Raw genomic sequence first — 18587 nt, forward strand, 5'->3', positions numbered from 1 at the left:
GTACCCACCCCCATGTGGGCGCTCAAGACCGAGAGAACTCGAGGGCACCGTCTGGTTCGACCGACGGAGAGCGGCAGACTGCGGCTCGTCGTGATCCCAGCGTATGGCGACGGGAGTTCTCACGCTCGTCGAGGCCCGACCGTTGACGCGGAGTCGCTCGACCTGCTACGCGCTCGATGTCCGCGTGTTCAGCTCGTGGCGACGGCCTGAGCCGACCCTCGATACGCTCGAACCATGCTCGAGACGCTCACCGGATTCGCCGTCGTGGGAGTCGCGATCGCCCTCGGCTATGTGCTCGGACGCATCGACCTGCTCGGCCCGCACGCCCGGCACGTGCTGGGCCGCCTCATCTTCTTCGTGCTCTCCCCTTTCCTGCTCTTCACGGTGCTCGCCCACGCCGACGCCAAGATGCTGTTCTCGGCGCTGCTGCCGGTCTCGGCGATCGCCGCCGTGTCGATCATCGCGGTCTACACCCTCGTCGCGCGCCTCTGGTGGAAGCGCCCCGTCGGCGAGACGCTGATCGGCGCGCTGTCCGCCGGCCAGGTCAACTCGAACAACATCGGCATCCCGCTGTCGCTCTACCTGTTGGGCAGCGCCGCCTACCCCGCGCCCGTCGTGCTCATGCAGCTGCTGGTGTTCACGCCCATCTCGCTCACGATCCTCGACGCGGTCACCAGCGACAGGGTCTCGCTGCGCAAGACGCTCGTGCGCACGGCGACGAACCCGATCATCATCGCCTCGCTGCTCGGGACCCTCGTCTCGGTACTCGGCGTCACGGTTCCCCCGATCGTCATGGAGCCCGCGCAGCTCATCGCCGACGCAGCGGTGCCGGTGCTGCTCATCAGCTACGGCATCTCCCTGCACGGCCAGCGGGTGCTCGGCGCTCCGGGCCACCGCCGGGACATCATCCTCGCGACAGTGCTCAAGCTCATCGCGATGCCTCTGATCGCGTGGGTCGTCGCGGAGTTCGCGTTCGGGCTGTCGTCGACCGAGGTGCTGATCGTGGTCATCCTCGCCGCCCTGCCGACGGCGCAGAACGTCTTCAACTACTCGCAGCGGTACGACATCGGCGAGACGATCTCGCGCGACACGGTGTTCCTCACGACGCTCGGATGCGTCCCGGTGCTGATCCTCATCATGTTCCTGCTGGGCTGAGCCTCTCGGCATCCGCAGACCGCCGAGCGTCGGTCAGCACCAGCGGGAGATCCCGCATCACGACCACGCTGTCGAAGACCGCGGATCCCTGGGGAAGCGCGTCGAAGAACGATGACCGGAGGCGATGCAGCTGCGCGCCCTCGATCTTCCATTCCTCCGTCGACAGGGCCACCGGCTCCACGGTTCGGCCGTCGTGGCCCAGCGACCACCCGACGCGACCCGCTCGGTAGAAGTCCGATGCCTCGTCGACAGAGGCGAAGACCCCGCTCGTCCACTCGCCGCCCACCTCGACGTCGGCATCGAGACTGTGCGCCCCCGCCTGCATCGTGAGGGCGTAGCGGTCGCCCGACTCCCGAATGCGGAATCGCGCTCTGCGATGGACCCCGGGGAACATCCGCCCGCCGAACAGGACCGGATGCCACGCCGAACTGTGCCGCTCGAAGATGAAGACGCCCTGCTCGACGCCCTCCGGCGCGTCCCACTCGACGGCGATCCGATGCGCGGCATTCTCGGAGCGAAGGCCCCACTGGCGATCGACCCAGCTCGGCCTGATCGATTCCAGCCCCAGTACGCAGACTCCGGCGAGCGCAGATCCGCCGACGATCTGCGGACGGAAGCCGTCGGGCAGGAGTGTTGCGGCGACCGCCGGGTCGACGCGGTAGCTGATGAGGAGTCGCCTGCGGAGCTGTGCTCGGACATCGCGGATGATCGACATGTTCCGAATCTAGCACTGTAGCTAAATTCCTCCAAGGGTTCGCCCGCGACACCCGCCCCGTAGGTTGGACGCGTGGACAACCCGCTCTTCTTCATCGTGCTGATCGTCGCCGTCATCGTGCTGGCGATCTTCCTGCCCAGATGGGTCCGGCGGTCGAGCCGGTCAGCCGGAGAGCGCACCGAGCAGCGCGTCACCGCATCCCGCCTCGAAGAGATCCTCGGTGAGCTCGGCTCCACGGTGGTGCTTCACGCGCCAGAACCCGTCGCGCGGGAGATCGTCGACGGCGTCGCACTGCAGCAGCCCCGCAAGTTCACCGTGCTTCCGGACGGCGCCTACGGCATCCGATTCGTCGAATCCGACGACTCCCTCATCCGCCTCGTCGAGGACCAGGACGGCACTCGCGTGCAGATCGAACGGTTCCGGGAGTACCTCGGCAAGCCGCAGACCACGGAGTTCTGGGCGGACCTGCGCTCCCGGGTCGCCTCCGCGGCGAGCGCCCGCGGCGTCGCGACCACCGCGGGGCCCGCACTGCGGCACCGCCGTGACGATGCCACCGGCACCTGGTCGCTCGAGTAAGTCCCTGCCAGGACCGGGTGCATCTCACAGCCGTCGCAACTAGGCTGTGGTATTGCCGATGACGCCCCGACCAGCCCTGCAGCCGGACAGCGACGGCACCACTTCTCATCACAGCTCTCAGTCCCTGTGACCTGCGCCGGAAAGGCTGACCCATGAGTGCATCACCCGACAACGACCGCACCCCCGACTTCTTCGACAAGCTGATCGAAGAGACTCCCCGCGAGAACCCGCGCGAGCAGTCCGGCTTCACCGCCTCGTTCCGCGGCTACGACAAGGCGGAGGTCGACTCGGCTCTCAGCACGCTGCGCAACCAGCTGCAGCAGGCGAAGGCCGACCTCGCCGCGACAGAGGCGCGTCATGAGGATGCCGTCGAGGCCCTCCGCGACGAGGAGCGCATCGCCCGCGAAGACCTCGAGGCCGAGCTGCTCGCCGCCAAGGCGAAGGCCGTCGAGACCGAGGCGCAGGTCGCCACCCTCACCAACGAACTCGTCGACACCCCCCGGGCCGACGGCCAGGAAGCGCCGTCCCGCGAGCAGTTCGAAGCCATCCTCCGCGTCGCCGAGGAGCAGGCGAACGTGCTCATCCAGAACGCCGCGGTGCAGGCCGACCGCCTGATGGCCGCCGCTCGCGAAGAGGTCACGACGCGGCGGGCCGAGGCCGACGCCGACGTCACGCGCATCATCGCGCAGGCGCAACACGACGCCGATCAGGTGCGCCTCAAGATCGACACGGAGTACACCTCACACGAGGCCACGCTTGAGCGCGAGGCTGCGCACGCAGCCGAGAAGGTGCACCAGGCGACGCAGGAGGCCACGGCCATCCGCACAGAGGCCGAGAAGGGCGCAGCCGCGCTGCGCTCCCTCGTCACACGCGAGACCACACAGCTGCGCGCGGACGCCGAGCGCGAGGTGCGCGAGATGAACGCCCGCGTGCTCGAGTTCGAAGAGACCCTCACGCGCCGTCAGGACGACGCACAGCAGGAGTTCCTGGTGCTGCACAACCAGGCCGTCGCCCACGCCGAGCGCATCACCACCGACGCGAACGAGCAGGTCGCCGCATCGCTCGATCACGCACAGCGCATCTCGGGCAAGGCCGACGACTACGAGCGCCTGATGCGCTCACAGGCACAGACCATCGAAGCGGATGCTCAGGTGCGGGCGCGCGACACCCTCGACCGCGCTCGCGTGAAGTCGCAGAAGATCGTCGACTCCGTCACGAGCCACACCTCCACGGTGCTGCGCGATGCCGAGGACCAGGCCAGGCAGCTGCGCTGGCAGCAGCAGCAGCTCGCCAGCTTCATGGCCGAGGTGCGCGAGCTTATCCGCCCCGACGGCATCTTCAGCGATGAGGCGCCGACCCTCGGAACCGTCGCGACCGCAGCGGACGCCGAGGAGGACGCCGACCTCGACACCGTCGACGCCGAGCTGATCGACGACACCGAGGCCGACGACACGGATGCGACCGATGAGCCGGCGTCGGAGTTCCGCGGCGACGAGGCGCTGGACGACGAGCTCCTCGACGACGATGCGGAGACCATCGACGGCAAGATCACGATCGAGGTCGTCGAGTCCGACGAGAAGGCCTCGCGCTGAGCATCCTCTCCTGACTGACGGAACGGGGGCGTGGGCGGATATCCGCCCACGCCCCCGTTCCGTTGTCCGCCCACCGGCTATCGCTCCGGCCCTTCAGCGGGCACGCTGTACCTATGACAGACAGCGTGATCGAGGTGCGGGACCTCCGCAAAGAGTACGGCGGCGCCGTCGCGGTCGACGGCATCAGCTTCGACATCCGCCGCGGAGAGACCTTCGCCCTTCTCGGCCCGAACGGCGCGGGCAAGTCGACGACCATCGAGATCCTCGAGGGCTATCGGCACCGCACCTCCGGTGACGTGCGTGTGCTCGGGGTCGATCCCCAGCGCGGCGGTCTGTCGTGGAAGGCTCGACTCGGAATCGTGCTGCAGTCCACCGGCGAGGCCGGGAACTTCACCGTGCGCGAATTGCTCACCGAGTTCGCCGGGTACTACCCCGACCCTCGCTCGGTCGACGAGGTGATCGCCGCAGTGGGGCTCGAGCACAAGCAGCGATCGAGAGCGGGCAAGCTGTCGGGCGGTCAGCAACGACGCCTCGACGTCGCTCTCGGGATCATCGGCCGACCCGAGCTGCTGTTCCTCGATGAGCCGACGACAGGCTTCGACCCCGAGGCGCGGCAGCAGTTCTGGCAGCTCATCCGCACCCTGAAGGCGGAGGGCACCAGCATCCTGCTGACGACCCACTACCTCGACGAGGCGGCGCGTCTGGGCGATCGAGCTGCGGTGATCACGGACGGTCGGATCGTGGCCATCGGTCGGATCGATGAGATCGGCGGACCCGAGGCGCGCACGCCGATGGTGCGATGGAGGGATGCCGCTGGCGTGCGCCATGAACAGCGCACCACCACTCCCGGCGCTGTCGTCTCCGAGCTTCAGCGTGCCGGCGGCGAGCCGGACAGCCTCGAGGTCGTGCGCCCCACGCTGGAGGACATCTACCTCGGCCTCATCCGCGAGCACGGATCCGAATCCGAATCCGAATCCGATCCGACGCCGGATGACCTGCGGGCAGATGTGACGGAGTCCGCATGAGCGCCACGACCGCCACCCAGGGTTTCGGGCTCGCGCGGACCATCCGCCTCGGTGTCCGCCGCATCCCGTTCGAACTGCGTCAGTACTTCCGCGCCAGCGATCAGGTCTTCTTCACCTTCCTGTTCCCGACGCTGATGTACCTCATCTTCGCGACGATCTTCACGGGCGACATCGGAGAGGGAGCCGACAAGATCAGCATGGCGACCTACTACCTTCCGGGTCTCGTGGCGGGAGGCATCTTCCTGTCGGGCATGCAGGGACTGTCGATCGAGATCGCAGTGGAGAAGAGCGACGGCACCCTCAAGAGGCTGGGCAGCACTCCGATCTCACCCGCCACGTACTTCATCGGCAAGATCGGCGAGGTCTTCGTCACCGCCATCCTGCAGATCACGCTCCTCCTGGTCGTCGCAGTCGTCCTGTATCAGGTGGAGCTGCCTTCCGACGCCGAGGCCTGGGGGCGCTTCGCCTGGGTCTTCGTGCTCGGGCTGCTCTCGTGCACTCTCCTCGGCATCGCACTGTCGGCCGTGCCACGATCCGGAAAGACCGCCTCTGCGGTGGTGATCCCGGTCGTGCTGCTGCTGCAGTTCATCTCCGGCGTCTACATCGCCTTCACCGCACTGCCGGAGTGGCTGCAGAACGTCGCTGCGGTCTTCCCCCTGAAATGGATGGCTCAGGGGATGCGCGCGGCGATCCTGCCCGAGTCGTTCTCGGCGGCCGAGCCGAGCGGATCGTGGGAGCTCGGCCTCGTGGCGATCGCCCTCACCGCATGGCTCGTGGCGGGTTTCATCCTCAGTCGTGCGACGTTCCGCTGGATCAGGCGCAACTGACTCCCCGGCACGCGAACGGCCCCATCCCGGAGGATGGGGCCGTTCGATGCGTGGGACGGCTTCGATGCCGTCAGAGCTCTACGCGCGGACGAACTGCGCGGCTGCGGGGCAGTCGAACGGATCGGCGCCCGCGGCGAGACCGACGCGGTTGAGGTACTGGATGACGATCGCGTACGACCGGCCGAGGCTGGTCTCGGTGTACGGCACGTTGTTGGCCGCACAGTAGTCGCGGACGACCTCGCGGGCCTTCGAGAGGTGCGGGCGGGGCATGTTCGGGAACAGGTGGTGCTCGACCTGGTAGTTGAGTCCGCCCATGAGCCAGGTGGCCCACCATCCGCCGCGGATGTTGCGCGAGGTGCGCACCTGCTTCGAGAAGAAGTCGAGGCGAGCGCTCGGGTCGATGATCGGCATGCCCTTGTGGTTCGGCGCGAACGACGCGCCCATGTAGACGCCGAAGACGGCCATCTGCACGCCCATGAAGGCGAAGGCCATACCGAGCGGCAGCATCAGGAAGACCGGGACGAGCACGATCGCGAAGCGCAGGGCGATGAGGCCGAGCTCGATCCAGCGCCCCTTGGCCTTCTTGCTGGTGACCAGGTGCTTGACGCCGAGGTAGTGGAGGTTCAGGCCCTCGAGGGTGAGCAGCGGGAAGAACAGCCAACCCTGCTTGCGAGTGATCAGGCGGATCAGACCGCGCGACTGCGCAGCATCCGTCTCGAGGAACGAGATGGTGTCGACCTCGATGTCGGGGTCCTTGCCGACCTGGTTCGGGTTCCCGTGGTGCTTCGTGTGCTTCGAGTCCCACCAGGAATAGCTGATGCCGACGACACCGGCGGCCAGGATGCGGGCGAGACGGAAGTTCGCGGGACCCGAGGAGAGGATCTGGCGGTGGGCTGCCTCATGGGCGAGGAACGCCACCTGCGTGAGGATGATGCCCAGCGCTCCGGCCATCAGCAGCTGGAACCAGCTGTCACCGAGGAGGATGAAGCCGGTGATGACTCCACCGAGCGCCACGGCGAGGCCGGCGGCGACGAAGATGTAGAACCAGCCGGCGCGCTGCAGCAGGCCGGTCTCGCGGATGACCTGCGACACCTGCTTGTAGGCGTGGGTCATCGGGGGGATGTCTGCATTGCCCGAATACGTCTGACGTACCGGTCCGAGAACTGCGTCGGTCTTTTCGACCTGTGAAATGGAGATGTTGCTCTCCCGTCGATCGGAGCCCTTGAGCTGTGGAAAGCCCAAGGCAGATCGCCGAACGCTTACCTCAACCTAACCCCCCGCACATGCGCTGTGGGGAATACGTCGCGGACTCTGTGACGACTCTGTGTGACGTCACAGGCGATGGTCAGGCGCGCGCTCGATGCGGGCCGCGCCGCAGCACCTGACGCAGCCTCCGCGAGAATGCCGACGGGCGGCGTTCCGGCGTGTTCGCGCCCTCGAGGGCGTCGCGGGCGTCGTCGAGGGACTCGAACGAGCCGAGATCGGTGCCCCGCTGGTCGCGGGCGAGGTGGGTGGTGCCGTCGAACTCGACGAATCCGGCGAACTCGCCGGCTCGGGTCGCGACGTGCACGTCGGTGTCGGCCTGTTTCCAGGTCAACGGGTCAGAAGGCGGAAAAGTGGTCGTACTCATGGTGATACTCATTGCTGTGTGACGGGCGCGCGCTGTCGCGGCCCGCAAGATGATGAGATCGAGGGCGGATGCCGCGCGCATCGATGCGCTTGGTCCGTGATGGCCCTGATCAGTGGCTTCGTGGTGGCCTAGAGGGGGGCCAGAACACACGCTGCACCATCAGCTTAGCAGATCGGCATCCACAGGGCGAGGATCAGTTTCCGCGGGCATCCAGACGCGACGCGGATGGCCGGACGATCCGGCGATCACCCAGGCGCCGGCAGGAGCACCGGCGTCGTCGACGGATGCTTCCGGTCGCGGGGCAGCGACCTCGGCGGTCTCGGCCGCGGCCCATGCCTCCCGGATGATGCGCCGAGGGTCGTACTGCCGAGGGTCGAGGGCCGTCCAGTCCTGTCGGATCGTCGCGACCCCGGTCTCCTGCTCGGCGCGACGGGTGGCATCGCCCGCGAGCACGGTGAGCCGCCGGATCAGCGCGCCGACCCTCCCCGCGTACTCCGGAAGACGGCGGGGACCGATGATCACCGCGGCCAGCAGGGCGACCAGGAACAGCTTCTCGATCGTGAGTCCGAACATCGGTCATCCCTCCGTCGTGGCTGCCGTGGTGGACGCCGTCGTGCGCGCGGTCGTTCGCTCGGTGCTCGCCGAGAGCCGTCGATCCACAGCCCGATCGTGGAGCCAGGCGATGAGCAGCGCCACGAGGAACAGCGCGGTCATGGGCACGGCGATCAGGAACATCGACAGCACGTCGGCGGCCGGAGTCACGATCGCGCTGAAGAGGACGATCGCCACGATGACGATGCGCCAGCTGCGGGCGATCGCCCGAGCCGGAAGGATGCCGAGCAGATTGAGCATCACGAGGAACACCGGCAGCACGAAGGCGACACCGGTCGCGAGCACGATCTTCAGGATGAAGTCGACGTAGTAGGAGGCCTGCAGCAGGGTGCTGTCCTCGGTGGAGGCGAAGCCCGCCAGCAGTTCGACCATGTGAGGGAAGAGGAGGAACCCCGCCGCGCATCCGCCGGCGAAGAGAGGGACGGATGCCGCGAGGAACCCGAACGTGTACTTCTTCTCGCGCCGGTTGAGCCCGGGGGCGAGGAATGCGAACAGCTCGTACATCCAGATCGGGCTCGACAGCGCGATGCCCGAGAAGAGGGCGATCTTGAGCTTGAGGTCGAACGCCCCCGTGATGCTGTCGTAGTTCAGGCTCGCGTCGCGGGACTCGGCGAGCGCGGTGATAGGCGCACGCACGACCTCCATGACCTGGTCGGAGAGGACGTAGCCGACCACCACCCCTACGAGGAGCGCCGCCACCGCCCGGAGGGACCTCGTGCGGGCCTCCCTCAGGTGCGCCGACAGCGGCATCCCGGCAGAGGCGCCGACCGACGTGGTCGGGGCCGAGGCCCCGACCACGTCAGGAGCGAGCGCGGTCATGATCTACTCCGCGGTGCGCACGACGGGTCGGGCGAGGTCATCGGCCCCGACGGCGTCCACGTACGCACGGGCGTCTCGCGTGGTCACCGGCCGCGACACGGGGTGCGGTTCGGCCGCGGTGTCGCCCGCAGGCTCGGCGACCTCGGACTTGAGGATGCGCATGGACTGCCCGACGCTCTTGGCGAGGGCGGGGAGCTTGGCGGCGCCGAAGATGAGGACGACGATCGCGAGGATGATCAGGGCGTGCCACCCTGTGAGGTTCTGAAGCATGTCTTCTCTCCTTTCGTGAGAGCGTCAGTCGGACGGCGGCTGACCGCCGCCGCCGGGGCCGCCGTCGCCACCCGAGGGGGCGGAGCCTGCGGTGGGTGTGGTCGTCGTGTCGACGCCGACCACGAGGGTGGTCGAGTAGCCGCCGGCCACGTCTCCCGTGATGGTGGGCAGCTGCAGGGCCGCGGAGTCGTCGCCGAAGACGTTGTCTCCGGAGAGGCTCGTCTGCGACAGGTTCTGCGCGGAGCCGTCGTAGCGGGAGTCCGCGTACACCGCAGCACACGCATCTTCGGGGAGCGCCATCTGCGAGGTGGCGATCGCGTTGGCGGAGTCGGTGATCGAGTCGACGTCCGGATACACCTCGAAGTGGATGTGCGGCCAGCGTCCCGAGTAGCACCCGGGGAAGATCGACGAGAACGAGACCTTGCCGTCGGCATCCGCCACCTGCACGCCGCGCAGATACGTGACGTCCTCGAGCCCCGAGGAGTACATCGAGTACTCCCCCTGAGCGGTGCAGTGCCAGGCGTAGACGGCCACACCCGCGAAGGGCACTCCACCGTTCGCCATGTCGAGAACCTCGAACTCGAAGGTGAGCGGGACGCCGTCGGCCGTGGCCGAGCCGTCGATCGAGGTCGTGATGTCCTGGCGAACGATGCCGGACTCCTCGAGCACGTCGGGACCGTTGGAGCCGTCTCCGGGGTAGGGTCCGGCTGTCTCGTCGGGGATCTCCCCCGCCGCTGTCGCGGTGCCGGTCGACGCGTCGCTCTCTGTCGTCGCCGTGGGGTCGCTGCTGCTCGTGCTCGATGTGCCGGTCGCAGCGGGGGCGCAGGCGGCCAGGACGACCGCGCCGACGCCGAGACCCGCGAGACCGAGCACGCCGCGACGGGTCACGAGGGTGCGGATGTCGAAGGCGGCGCCCTGATCGACGACCTCCTCGTCGACCCGGTCGAGCAGCCGCCCTTCGTAGGTGGGGCCCTCAGGGGTCTGGACGGGTTCGGGGATGCGGCTCATGATCGTGCTCCTCTCGGTGGGTTCGGGATGTCGATGCGGTTGTCGATGTACCCATGGTCACGGAGGAGCCGATCAGCGAGCTATGCCTCGCCTATGTGAAAACTATGACCTTTTGTCGACGGGCGGATGCAGCACGAGCACGACGACGATCGCGACGAGGACCAGTGCGGTGATGGCGATCGGGATCGGCAGGATCGGGTCGAGAAGCACGACGACGGCGCCGATCGGGATCGCGGTGTTCGCGACGCGGTCGGCGTTCTCGCGGATCGCGATCCACCAGATCCCGAGCAGGAAGATCGCGATCGGGATCGTCACGGTGTAGGAGGCGACGACGCTCGACAGGTGGCTCTCACCGGTGAGGACGTCGAGCTCGACCTCGATGCCCGCCGAGAACGCGGCTGCGGCGCCGAACACCACATAGTGCGTGTAGCCGTAGCGGAGCGAGCGGCCGAACGTCGTGATCGCCCGGTGGTGCGGCGGCCAGAAGTAGATCCACCACAGCGATGCCGTCACGGCGAGGGTCAGAACGGAGATGGAGATGAGGGGAACGAACGACTCCAGCTCATGGCTTGCGTCGATGATCGCGTTCGCCGACGCGAGCAGGCTCTCACCCAGCACGATCAGCGTGAAGAGCCCGTACCGCTCGGTGATGTGATGCGGGTGCCACGGCGTCTGCCTCCGATACTCGGCGAACACCGGCACACTGACCTCGATCAGCGCGAACACCACGAAGGCGACGAGCTGCGCGGCGCCGGCCGGGATGAGCAGGAACAGGATCCACAGCACCTGCACCGCGGCGATCCCGAAGGCGTACCGGCGCGTCGCCGACCGCAGCTCCCCCGCACCTCGCGACGCCCGGAGCCACTGCGCGACCATCGCGATGCGCATCACGATGTAGCCGAGGACCGGCACGGTGAAGTCGCCGTGCTCGAATGCGGCGGGGATCCCGGAGGCGAAGACGAGCACCCCGCCCATCTGCACGATCGTGGTGACGCGGTACAGCCAGTCGTCGGTGTCGAACGAGGTGGCGAACCACGTGAAGTTCATCCACGCCCACCACAGCGCGAAGAAGACCATCGCGTAAGAGGTGATGCCGTGCACGAAGTCGCCGTGGCTCAGCGCGTGGTGCAGCTGCGCAGACGCGATGCTCACGGCGACGACGAACACCAGATCGAAGAAGAGCTCGAGCGTGCTGGCCGCGCGATGCGGCTGCGCGGGGTCGCGCGGCAGCATGCGGCTCAGGTGGAATCGAGGTGCGGAAGTTGTGGTCACGCGGTCAGAATATCGGCGTGATTCCGGGGTGGAGCGCGCGTATCGGAATATCGGTTCGTCCACTCGTGTGAATTATCTTCCGCTGAACGTCCGGTTCCGCTAGAGTGAACGAAGTCTGGAGTGCCTGCTGCCAGCACCACCGTGTGGGACGGTGATCGCAACCCGTGATGTGGGATCACGGATGCAGCAGGAACCCGAGGGGTCGGGATGCAGACGATGCCATGGACGTGGGGTCCGTGGTCTGGGGAAACACTGGGGAAAACAATGGCGCACTGGGGATTTCTGCGTACATACACGGCTCAAGGAGCCTCGGCATGACTTCCGTCGAGGATGCCCTGAGCATCACTCGCGCGGGTTCGGTCTTCACGCCGGTCGCTGCACCGCGAGCCGCAAAGTCGGTCACGCACACGGTGGTCACACCGCGCGTGTCCGCAACGCTGGAGAGGCGCCGCCAGTGGGAGCGGCGCTATCGGATGAGACTGCGGATCACGGATGCCGGGGTCATCCTGTTCGCGGTCGGGATCACAGCAGCGGTCCAGCTGATGACGGGTGTCGCGGGGGAAGAGGCCCTGCGCAACGGCATTCTGCTGGCCACGCTCTGGTATCTGATGCTCAGCGCTCTGCATACACGTGATGCAGCGCTGTTCCGTGCCAGCGCCACCGAGTACCGCGGCGTGGCCCACGCCAGCGGGCTGGCGTTCGGGATCATCGCCATGCTCGGCGTCGTGCTCGGCTGGCAGACGATGCAGCTCCTGCTGCTCGTCGGCCTGCCGCTCGGTGTTCTCACACTGCTCGTCACGCGATGGGCGTGGCGGCACTGGCTGACGGCTCAGCGTGCGCGGGGGCGGTTCGCCTCCCGCACGCTGGTCGTCGGCAACAGGGACGACGTCGAGTACGTCATCCGCACCCTGCACCCGATCGGCGCCTCCGGCTACCAGGTCGTGGGTGCCACGCTTCTCGACGGCAACGCCCGTGACGTCGAGGTCGCGGACGCGCACTTCCCGGTGCTCGGCAACGTGAACTCGGTCTCGACGGTCGCGGCAGAGCTCGGCGCCGACACGATCATCGTCGCGAGCCGCCCTGACGGCGACCCCGACTTCGTGAAGCACCTGAGCTGGCAGCTCGAAGGCACGGCCGCAGAGCTCGTGCTCTCGAGCCGCCTCACCGACGTCGCCGGCCCGCGCATCTCGTTCGCGCCGGTCGAAGGACTTCCGCTCATCCAGGTGCAGATCCCCTCGTACGAGGGTGGTCAGCACGTGCTCAAGCGCGCACTCGACATCGCTGTCGCCTCCATCGCGCTCATCCCGATCGCGCTGATCACACCGATCCTCGCGCTGCTCGTCAAGCTCGACTCCCCTGGGCCGCTGTTCTTCTCCCAGGAGCGCGTCGGACGCGACGGACGCACCTTCAAGATCATGAAGTTCCGCTCCATGAAGACCGATGCCGAGCAGCAGCTCGCAGCGCTCAAGGAGCAGAACCAGGGTGCGGGCCTCCTGTTCAAGATGAAGGACGATCCCCGGGTCACCCGGGTCGGCAGGATCCTGCGCAAGCTGTCGCTCGACGAGCTGCCGCAGTTCTGGAACGTCCTCATCGGCGACATGAGCGTCGTGGGACCTCGTCCGCCGCTGCCCTCCGAGGTCACGGCATATGACGGCACGGTCTTCCGCCGCCTGTACATCAAGCCGGGCATCACGGGTCTGTGGCAGGTCTCCGGCCGCAGCGACCTCTCGTGGGACGAGAGCGTGCGCCTCGACCTGCGCTACGTCGAGAACTGGTCCGTGATGAACGACCTGCAGATCATGTGGCGAACTGCCAAGGTCATGGTGCAGCCCAGCGGGGCATACTAGTCACAGAACACTGTGGTTCGGTCCGCCGGGGAGGCGGATGCGGGACCGACATGCAGTGAAATGGGTGCGGGAGCATCCGAAATGAGGGGGAAATCAACGTGCCATCAACCGTCCGGATCCTCGGCACCCACGGTGTTCCGGCCGCATACGGCGGCTTCGAGACGGCCGCCGAGAACGTCGGTCTGTACCTGCGCGATCAAGGCTGGAATGTGATCGTCTACTGCCAGCTTCCCGGCGACGGGCCGACGACGGTCGACGAGTGGAACGGCCTGCAGAGGGTCCTCGTGCACGAGCCCCGCGAGGGCTGGAAGGGCACGTCGGCGTTCGACCTCACGACCATCCGTCACGCGATGCGCGAGCACGTAGACGGAGACGTCTGGCTCACTTTCGGCTACAACACCGGCGTGTTCGACATCATCCCGAGGCTCCGCCGAATCCCGAACGTCATCAACATGGACGGCATGGAGTGGACCCGCAAGCGCTGGGGCGTCGTCAAGCAGGGAATCCTGCTGGCCAACGAGCGGCTCGCCGGCTGGGTCGGCGACGTGCTGATCGCCGACCACCCCGTGATCGCCACGTACCTGCGGCGGCACTTCGGCTCTCGCCGCGTGCAGACGATCACCTATGGCGCGCACGAGGTGCTCGACGCCCCGACGGCTCCGGTCGAAGAGCTCGGGCTCACCCCCGACGACTACGCGATGATCGTGTGCCGGCCGATCCCCGAGAACTCGGTGCTCGAGATCGTCCAGGCGTGGTCCGCGACCGAACGCGGCATGCCGCTGGTCGTGGTCGGCCCCTACGGAGACGACGATCCGTATCACGTGGCCGTCCGCGCCGCGGCATCCGATGAGGTGATCTTCCCCGGGTCGATCTTCGAACCCGACCGCATCCAGTCGCTGCGGTTCCACTCCGCCCTCTACCTCCACGGGCACACGGTGGGCGGCACCAACCCGTCACTGGTCGAGGCCATGGGTGCCGGCAACGCCGTCATCGCCCACGACAACCCGTACAACACCTGGGTCGCGGGACCCGACAACGCCTACTTCACCGGAGCCGACGATCTCGCCGGCCTGCTCGATGACGTGCTCTCCGATGACACCAGAAGACGGCGCATGGGCGCCGCCAGCCGCGACCGGTTCCGTGCGGAGTTCACGTGGGCCAAGATCGGCGCCGAGTACGAACAGGCCCTTCGCACCGCGCTCGCGCGGCGGGGGCACGCACAGCAGCAGACAGGGGTAAACGCATGATCGATGTGGCAGTGGTCGGACTCGGGAAGATGGGGTTGTCCCATCTGTCGATGATCAAGGCGCACCCCGACGTGAACCTCGTGGGGGTGTGCGATGCCACGGGGTATCTGCTCGACATCCTGGCGAAGTACACCGGGGTCAAGACTTATAAAGACCTCGACAAGATGCTCGACGAGGCCCGTCCGCAGGCGATCATCATCGCGACGCCGACCCACCTGCACGCGGGGATGATCCGCAATGCACTGCAGCGCGGCATCCACGTGTTCTGCGAGAAGCCGCTCGTGATCGACCCCGCCGACAGCGTCGAGCTCACGGCGCTGGCCGAGCAGAAGGGCCTCGTCACCCAGGTCGGCTACCACAACCGGTTCGTCGGCGCCTTCCTCGAGGTCAAGCGTCTGCTCGACCTCGACGCGATCGGCACCGTGAACACGGCGCTCGCCGAGGCATACGGTCCCGTCGTGCTCAAGCCGGCCGGTCGCACCTGGCGCAGCGAGCGCGCCACCGGTGGAGGCTGCCTCTACGACTACGCGGCCCACCCGCTCAACCTCCTCACCTGGTACCTCGGCACGCCGGAGTCGGTCAGCGGCAGCCAGCTGACCAGCATCTTCTCCGCGCAGATCGACGACGCCGTGGCGAGCACCCTGCACTACCCCGACGGCACCGCGCAGATCATCTCGAACTGGTCGGACGAGTCGCAGCGCAAGATGACGACGAAGATCACCCTCTGGGGCACCAACGGACGGATCTACGCAGATCGCCAGGAGATCCACGTCTACCTGCGCGACACCGCCACGATTCCCGAGGGATACCGCGTCGGCTGGAACGTCCGATACACCACGGACCTCACCGAGGCACCCTGGTTCTACCTGCGTGGCGAGGAGTACAGCGCACAGCTGGACTCGTTCGTGCAGCGAGCCCAGGCCGGCGCATCGGCCGGGACGAACGACTTCGCATCGGCTGCGGTCACCGACAGGGTGATCTCGATGATCAGCGAGGATGCGGTGCGCGAGGACTCGCGTCTCACCGCCGAAGCAGCATCCGATCTCGCCGTGCAGACGGCACCGAAGGGGCGTATCGCGGCAGCGCTGAGCGCTCTGCGTGGAGGGAAATGACCATGACGACATCCACTCGCACCATGGACCGCCTGCTGTTCGGCGACAACCAGTTCTTCGGCGTCAACCACATGTCGGAGGAGAAGGCCCGCGCGCAGCAGATGCGGTTCCAGGACACCGAGGCGATCATGAGCGTGCTCGACGCCGCCTACGACGAGGGTGTGCACACGTTCATGTGCACCACCCACGATCGGATCGCCGAGGTCACCGACCATGTCAGGGCCCACCCCGACCGCTACGCCGACATGACCTTCTTCCCCTGCATGCCATACGCGCACAAGTACGCGAACGCGGTGACGGAAGACGGCTTCCTCGGCGCCATCCGCAAGTTCCTGCCCGAAGAGGGACTGCTCGACAGCATCGCCCGCGGCACCTCGTCGCTCGCCCGCAAGGACATCGAGGGCGTCACCACGCTGCTCATCGATGCCGAGATGAAGATGTTCGAGGGTCTGAACACCCCGGTCATCTGGCTGCAGAACGTCGTGGTCGACCTGCTCTCGGGCCTGGGCTTCACCGACGCGTTCCGCATCTTCGCCGATCACGTGCGCAAGCGCTACAACGCCGAGCCGGGGTTCATCACGATGAACCTGCCGCGACTGCTCGACGACCTCGACAAAGCCGGGGTCGAGAACCCGATCGTGTGCTCGAACATCAACAAGCTCGGTTTCCGCATGTCGGGCGGCGTCGACGCCTATCGGGATGCGATGGAGAAGCGTCCGTTCCGCGCGGTCGCGATGTCGGTGTACGCCAGTGGTGCGATCCCGCCGCGCGAGGCCATCGAGTGGGTGACCTCGCTGCCGAATCTCGAGTCGATCGTCTTCGGCGCATCGAGCCGCGCGAACATCGCGTCCACGGTGAGCCTCGTGGACGAGTACTGGCCCCAGCGCTGACATGCCGAAGGGTGACGCGAACACGGTCCTGATCGCCAACCCCGGCGCCGACCTGTACGGCTCCGATCGGATGGTGCTCGAGACCGTCCGCGCCCTCGTCGGCGCCGGCCGGAGGGTGGTCGTGACGGTGCCGCACACGGGCCCTCTCGTGCCGCTGCTCGAGGGAGCAGGCGCCGAGGTCGTCGAGTGCATGACACCGGTGGTGCGCAAAGGCCTTCTCAACCCCCGCGGACTGGTGGATCTGGTCATCACATCGATCCGATCCGTCGGCCCAGGACTCAGGCTCATCCGTCGGGTCGATCCCGGCGCGGTGATCGTCAACACGATCACTCCCCCGCTGTGGATCCTCCTCGGCCGCCTCAGCAGACGCCTGACGGTATGCCACGTGCATGAGGGAGAGGGGTCCGTCGCCGGGGTCGTGCGTCGCGCCCTGTACCTGCCTCTCGCCTTCACGCACCGCGTGATCGCGAACAGCGCCTTCACGCGACGCGTCCTGGCATCGGCTGCACCGCAGGTGCGCGACCGCACGGTCGTCGTGCACAACGCTGTCGCCGGCCCGGAGAAGGTCGTGCCTCCGCGCGTTCCGCTCACCCCGCCGACCCGGCTGCTGTATGTCGGCCGCCTGTCGCACCGCAAGGGCGTGCACGTGGCGATCGATGCGCTCGATGCCCTCGTCCGGGACGGTCGGGACGTCAGCCTCGACGTCGTCGGCGCGGTCTTCCCCGGCAACGAGGCGTACCTCGACGAACTGCATGCGCAGGTCGAGCGCCATGGTCTGGGCGACCGTGTGTCCTTCCTCGGTTTCAAGCCGTCGGTGTGGGAAGACCTCTCACGGAGCGACATCGCCGTGATGACCTCGCTGGTCGACGAGACCTTCGGGAACACCGCCGTCGAAGCCGCACTCGCCGCGCGCCCGGCGGTGGTGAGCGAGGTCGGCGGCCTTCCCGAAGCCGTCAGCGCGTCGCAGAGCGCAACGCTGGTGCCGCCGGGAGACGCGAGCGAACTGGCGTCCGCGATCGCCGCGAAGATCGATGACTGGCCGGCCCAGGCTCAGCTCGCGGTCGCGGATTCCTCTGCGGTCGCCGAGGCCTTCTCGACCTCGCGCTACTCCGACGGAATCCTCGCCGCACTGCGCCGCTGAAGGTCCATCGAAGTCTGCCCACAGGGCTCTTGTCCCCCATCCGGTGGACATGATAGGATCGCGCTCACTGGGGACAGTGTCATTTGGGGATGACGCTAGCCGATCGACTCGTTCTGAACGGGTCGTCGTCGGCAACCCTGATTGGGGAATCTGGGGAATCGACAATCATGGTGATTGCGCGTACATGCATGTCCATCGCGGCCCTCGCGCTCTGCGTGAGCCTGGTCGCCTGCAGCGGCGGTGACGAACCGCCGAGCGGAGCGGAACCGACGGCGACGACGTCGTCGACTCCCGCTCCTGACCCGACGGCGGGCACCTCGCCGTCAGCGAATTCAGGATCGTCCGATCCGGACTCGCCGGTCGCGAAGATCGAACGCGCCGGGCAGTCGACCACGCCGACGGTGAAGGCCGAACCGGTCGACACCTCAGGGACCGTGTCGTACAGCGACGGAGTCACCGTCCGCATCGACGAGGTCTCGTTCGGCAAAGAGACCGCGCAGGGTCCGGGAAGCTTCCCGGACCGCGAGTACGCCCGGCTGACGATCACGATCGACAACGGCTCCTCCGATGCGATCGATCTCGGCACGTCGGTACTCACCCTGCTCGACGCCGACGGCGCGACGGCCGTACGCGTGTACGCCGCCGAGGCAGACGTCATCGACTTCTCCGGCGTGCTCGCCGCGGGAGCCAGCGCCACCGCGACCTACGCGTACGCTCTCCCTGCCGATGCGCGTGACGCCGTCACCGTCGTCGTCGACTTCGACGGAGACCACTCATCCGCCGTCTTCCGCGGAGGGCTCGACTGATGTCCGTCTCGAGCTCGTCCGCGACCACCCGATCTGACCGCTT

The 18587-nt window shown here is 67.3% G+C and carries 19 protein-coding genes; 11 read left to right on the forward strand and 8 right to left on the reverse strand.

The window, feature by feature from the left end:
* Positions 1-234 precede the first annotated feature (234 nt).
* A complete protein-coding gene (locus tag ASF80_RS08765; RefSeq protein ID WP_056309919.1) occupies positions 235-1155 on the forward strand; it encodes an AEC family transporter in 921 nt (306 codons plus the stop codon).
* On the opposite strand, the gene ASF80_RS08770 is transcribed toward ASF80_RS08765, so the two are convergent.
* Entirely contained in the window at positions 1136-1870 is a 735-nt protein-coding gene (locus tag ASF80_RS08770) for a DUF2071 domain-containing protein (protein ID WP_056309921.1), read from the reverse strand. The two genes, ASF80_RS08765 and ASF80_RS08770, sit on opposite strands and share 20 nt — an antisense overlap.
* Positions 1871-1942: 72 nt before the next feature.
* On the opposite strand from ASF80_RS08770, the gene ASF80_RS08775 reads away from it, so the two are divergent.
* From ASF80_RS08775 to ASF80_RS08790, 4 genes are all read left to right on the forward strand, one after another.
* Positions 1943-2446, forward strand: coding sequence for a hypothetical protein (locus tag ASF80_RS08775; RefSeq protein ID WP_056309923.1), 504 nt, complete (start codon positions 1943-1945; stop codon positions 2444-2446).
* Between the two features lie 152 nt (positions 2447-2598).
* Complete coding sequence (locus ASF80_RS08780) at positions 2599-4038, forward strand: hypothetical protein (protein WP_056309925.1); 1440 nt, start codon at positions 2599-2601, stop codon at positions 4036-4038.
* Between the two features lie 113 nt (positions 4039-4151).
* Positions 4152-5063: an ABC transporter ATP-binding protein gene (locus tag ASF80_RS08785; RefSeq protein ID WP_056309927.1), complete on the forward strand. Its 912-nt coding sequence runs from the start codon at positions 4152-4154 to the stop codon at positions 5061-5063.
* Positions 5060-5890, forward strand: a complete 831-nt coding sequence (locus ASF80_RS08790) for an ABC transporter permease (RefSeq protein WP_056309929.1) — start codon at positions 5060-5062, stop codon at positions 5888-5890. Before ASF80_RS08785 ends, ASF80_RS08790 begins: the two co-directional genes overlap by 4 nt.
* Before the next feature lie 78 nt (positions 5891-5968).
* On the opposite strand, the gene ASF80_RS08795 is transcribed toward ASF80_RS08790, so the two are convergent.
* The 7 genes from ASF80_RS08795 to ASF80_RS08825 form a co-directional block, all read right to left on the reverse strand.
* Positions 5969-7087, reverse strand: a complete 1119-nt coding sequence (locus ASF80_RS08795) for a fatty acid desaturase family protein (protein WP_056311937.1) — start codon at positions 7085-7087, stop codon at positions 5969-5971.
* Positions 7088-7235: 148 nt separating this feature from the next.
* A complete protein-coding gene (locus ASF80_RS08800; protein ID WP_157521009.1) occupies positions 7236-7520 on the reverse strand; it encodes a hypothetical protein in 285 nt (94 codons plus the stop codon).
* 159 nt (positions 7521-7679) lie between these two features.
* Entirely contained in the window at positions 7680-8093 is a 414-nt protein-coding gene (locus ASF80_RS08805) for a twin-arginine translocase TatA/TatE family subunit (RefSeq protein WP_056309933.1), read from the reverse strand.
* Positions 8094-8096: 3 nt separating this feature from the next.
* Positions 8097-8951: a twin-arginine translocase subunit TatC gene (gene tatC, locus ASF80_RS08810; protein WP_321163966.1), complete on the reverse strand. Its 855-nt coding sequence runs from the start codon at positions 8949-8951 to the stop codon at positions 8097-8099.
* Between the two features lie 3 nt (positions 8952-8954).
* The gene (locus ASF80_RS08815) at positions 8955-9221 is read right to left on the reverse strand and encodes a twin-arginine translocase TatA/TatE family subunit (protein ID WP_056309935.1); all 267 of its coding nucleotides are present in this window, start codon (positions 9219-9221) and stop codon (positions 8955-8957) included.
* A gap of 24 nt (positions 9222-9245) precedes the next feature.
* Complete coding sequence (locus ASF80_RS08820; RefSeq protein ID WP_056309937.1) at positions 9246-10229, reverse strand: intradiol ring-cleavage dioxygenase; 984 nt, start codon at positions 10227-10229, stop codon at positions 9246-9248.
* Between the two features lie 102 nt (positions 10230-10331).
* Positions 10332-11462 carry a low temperature requirement protein A gene (locus ASF80_RS08825; RefSeq protein WP_056309939.1) on the reverse strand — a complete coding sequence of 377 codons (1131 nt, stop codon included), beginning with the start codon at positions 11460-11462 and terminating at the stop codon, positions 10332-10334.
* Positions 11463-11815: 353 nt separating this feature from the next.
* On the opposite strand from ASF80_RS08825, the gene ASF80_RS08830 reads away from it, so the two are divergent.
* The 6 genes from ASF80_RS08830 to ASF80_RS08855 all read left to right on the forward strand — a co-directional run bounded on the left by ASF80_RS08830 (position 11816) and on the right by ASF80_RS08855 (position 18544).
* Positions 11816-13348, forward strand: coding sequence for a sugar transferase (locus ASF80_RS08830; RefSeq protein WP_056309941.1), 1533 nt, complete (start codon positions 11816-11818; stop codon positions 13346-13348).
* Positions 13349-13446: 98 nt separating this feature from the next.
* Positions 13447-14595, forward strand: coding sequence for a DUF1972 domain-containing protein (locus ASF80_RS08835; RefSeq protein WP_056309943.1), 1149 nt, complete (start codon positions 13447-13449; stop codon positions 14593-14595).
* Positions 14592-15707: a Gfo/Idh/MocA family protein gene (locus ASF80_RS08840; RefSeq protein WP_056309945.1), complete on the forward strand. Its 1116-nt coding sequence runs from the start codon at positions 14592-14594 to the stop codon at positions 15705-15707. Before ASF80_RS08835 ends, ASF80_RS08840 begins: the two co-directional genes overlap by 4 nt.
* 2 nt (positions 15708-15709) lie before the next feature.
* Positions 15710-16597: a hypothetical protein gene (locus ASF80_RS08845; RefSeq protein ID WP_235559917.1), complete on the forward strand. Its 888-nt coding sequence runs from the start codon at positions 15710-15712 to the stop codon at positions 16595-16597.
* Position 16598: 1 nt separating this feature from the next.
* On the forward strand, positions 16599-17738 hold the full coding sequence (locus ASF80_RS08850; protein ID WP_056309947.1) for a glycosyltransferase family 4 protein: 1140 nt from the start codon (positions 16599-16601) through the stop codon (positions 17736-17738).
* A 188-nt stretch (positions 17739-17926) separates the two neighbouring features.
* A complete protein-coding gene (locus ASF80_RS08855; RefSeq protein ID WP_056309948.1) occupies positions 17927-18544 on the forward strand; it encodes a DUF4352 domain-containing protein in 618 nt (205 codons plus the stop codon).
* The last annotated feature ends 43 nt before the right edge of the window (positions 18545-18587 follow it).

It is taken from the genome of Microbacterium sp. Leaf159, from assembly GCF_001423615.1.
Lineage (GTDB): Bacteria > Actinomycetota > Actinomycetes > Actinomycetales > Microbacteriaceae > Microbacterium.

Bases quoted from the DNA above. Each gene is read 5' to 3' on its own strand.
- ASF80_RS08820 (WP_056309937.1), bottom strand. From the start codon at position 10,229: ATGAGCCGCATCCCCGAACCCGTCCAGACCCCTGAGGGCCCCACCTAC.
- ASF80_RS08830 (WP_056309941.1), top strand. From the start codon at position 11,816: ATGACTTCCGTCGAGGATGCCCTGAGCATCACTCGCGCGGGTTCGGTC.
- ASF80_RS08815 (WP_056309935.1), bottom strand. From the start codon at position 9,221: ATGCTTCAGAACCTCACAGGGTGGCACGCCCTGATCATCCTCGCGATC.
- ASF80_RS08765 (WP_056309919.1), top strand. From the start codon at position 235: ATGCTCGAGACGCTCACCGGATTCGCCGTCGTGGGAGTCGCGATCGCC.
- ASF80_RS08840 (WP_056309945.1), top strand. From the start codon at position 14,592: ATGATCGATGTGGCAGTGGTCGGACTCGGGAAGATGGGGTTGTCCCAT.
- ASF80_RS08805 (WP_056309933.1), bottom strand. From the start codon at position 8,093: ATGTTCGGACTCACGATCGAGAAGCTGTTCCTGGTCGCCCTGCTGGCC.
- ASF80_RS08790 (WP_056309929.1), top strand. From the start codon at position 5,060: ATGAGCGCCACGACCGCCACCCAGGGTTTCGGGCTCGCGCGGACCATC.
- ASF80_RS08800 (WP_157521009.1), bottom strand. From the start codon at position 7,520: ATGAGTACGACCACTTTTCCGCCTTCTGACCCGTTGACCTGGAAACAG.
- ASF80_RS08770 (WP_056309921.1), bottom strand. From the start codon at position 1,870: ATGTCGATCATCCGCGATGTCCGAGCACAGCTCCGCAGGCGACTCCTC.
- ASF80_RS08850 (WP_056309947.1), top strand. From the start codon at position 16,599: ATGCCGAAGGGTGACGCGAACACGGTCCTGATCGCCAACCCCGGCGCC.
- ASF80_RS08780 (WP_056309925.1), top strand. From the start codon at position 2,599: ATGAGTGCATCACCCGACAACGACCGCACCCCCGACTTCTTCGACAAG.
- tatC (WP_321163966.1), bottom strand. From the start codon at position 8,951: ATGACCGCGCTCGCTCCTGACGTGGTCGGGGCCTCGGCCCCGACCACG.
- ASF80_RS08845 (WP_235559917.1), top strand. From the start codon at position 15,710: ATGACGACATCCACTCGCACCATGGACCGCCTGCTGTTCGGCGACAAC.
- ASF80_RS08855 (WP_056309948.1), top strand. From the start codon at position 17,927: ATGTCCATCGCGGCCCTCGCGCTCTGCGTGAGCCTGGTCGCCTGCAGC.
- ASF80_RS08785 (WP_056309927.1), top strand. From the start codon at position 4,152: ATGACAGACAGCGTGATCGAGGTGCGGGACCTCCGCAAAGAGTACGGC.
- ASF80_RS08825 (WP_056309939.1), bottom strand. From the start codon at position 11,462: ATGCTGCCGCGCGACCCCGCGCAGCCGCATCGCGCGGCCAGCACGCTC.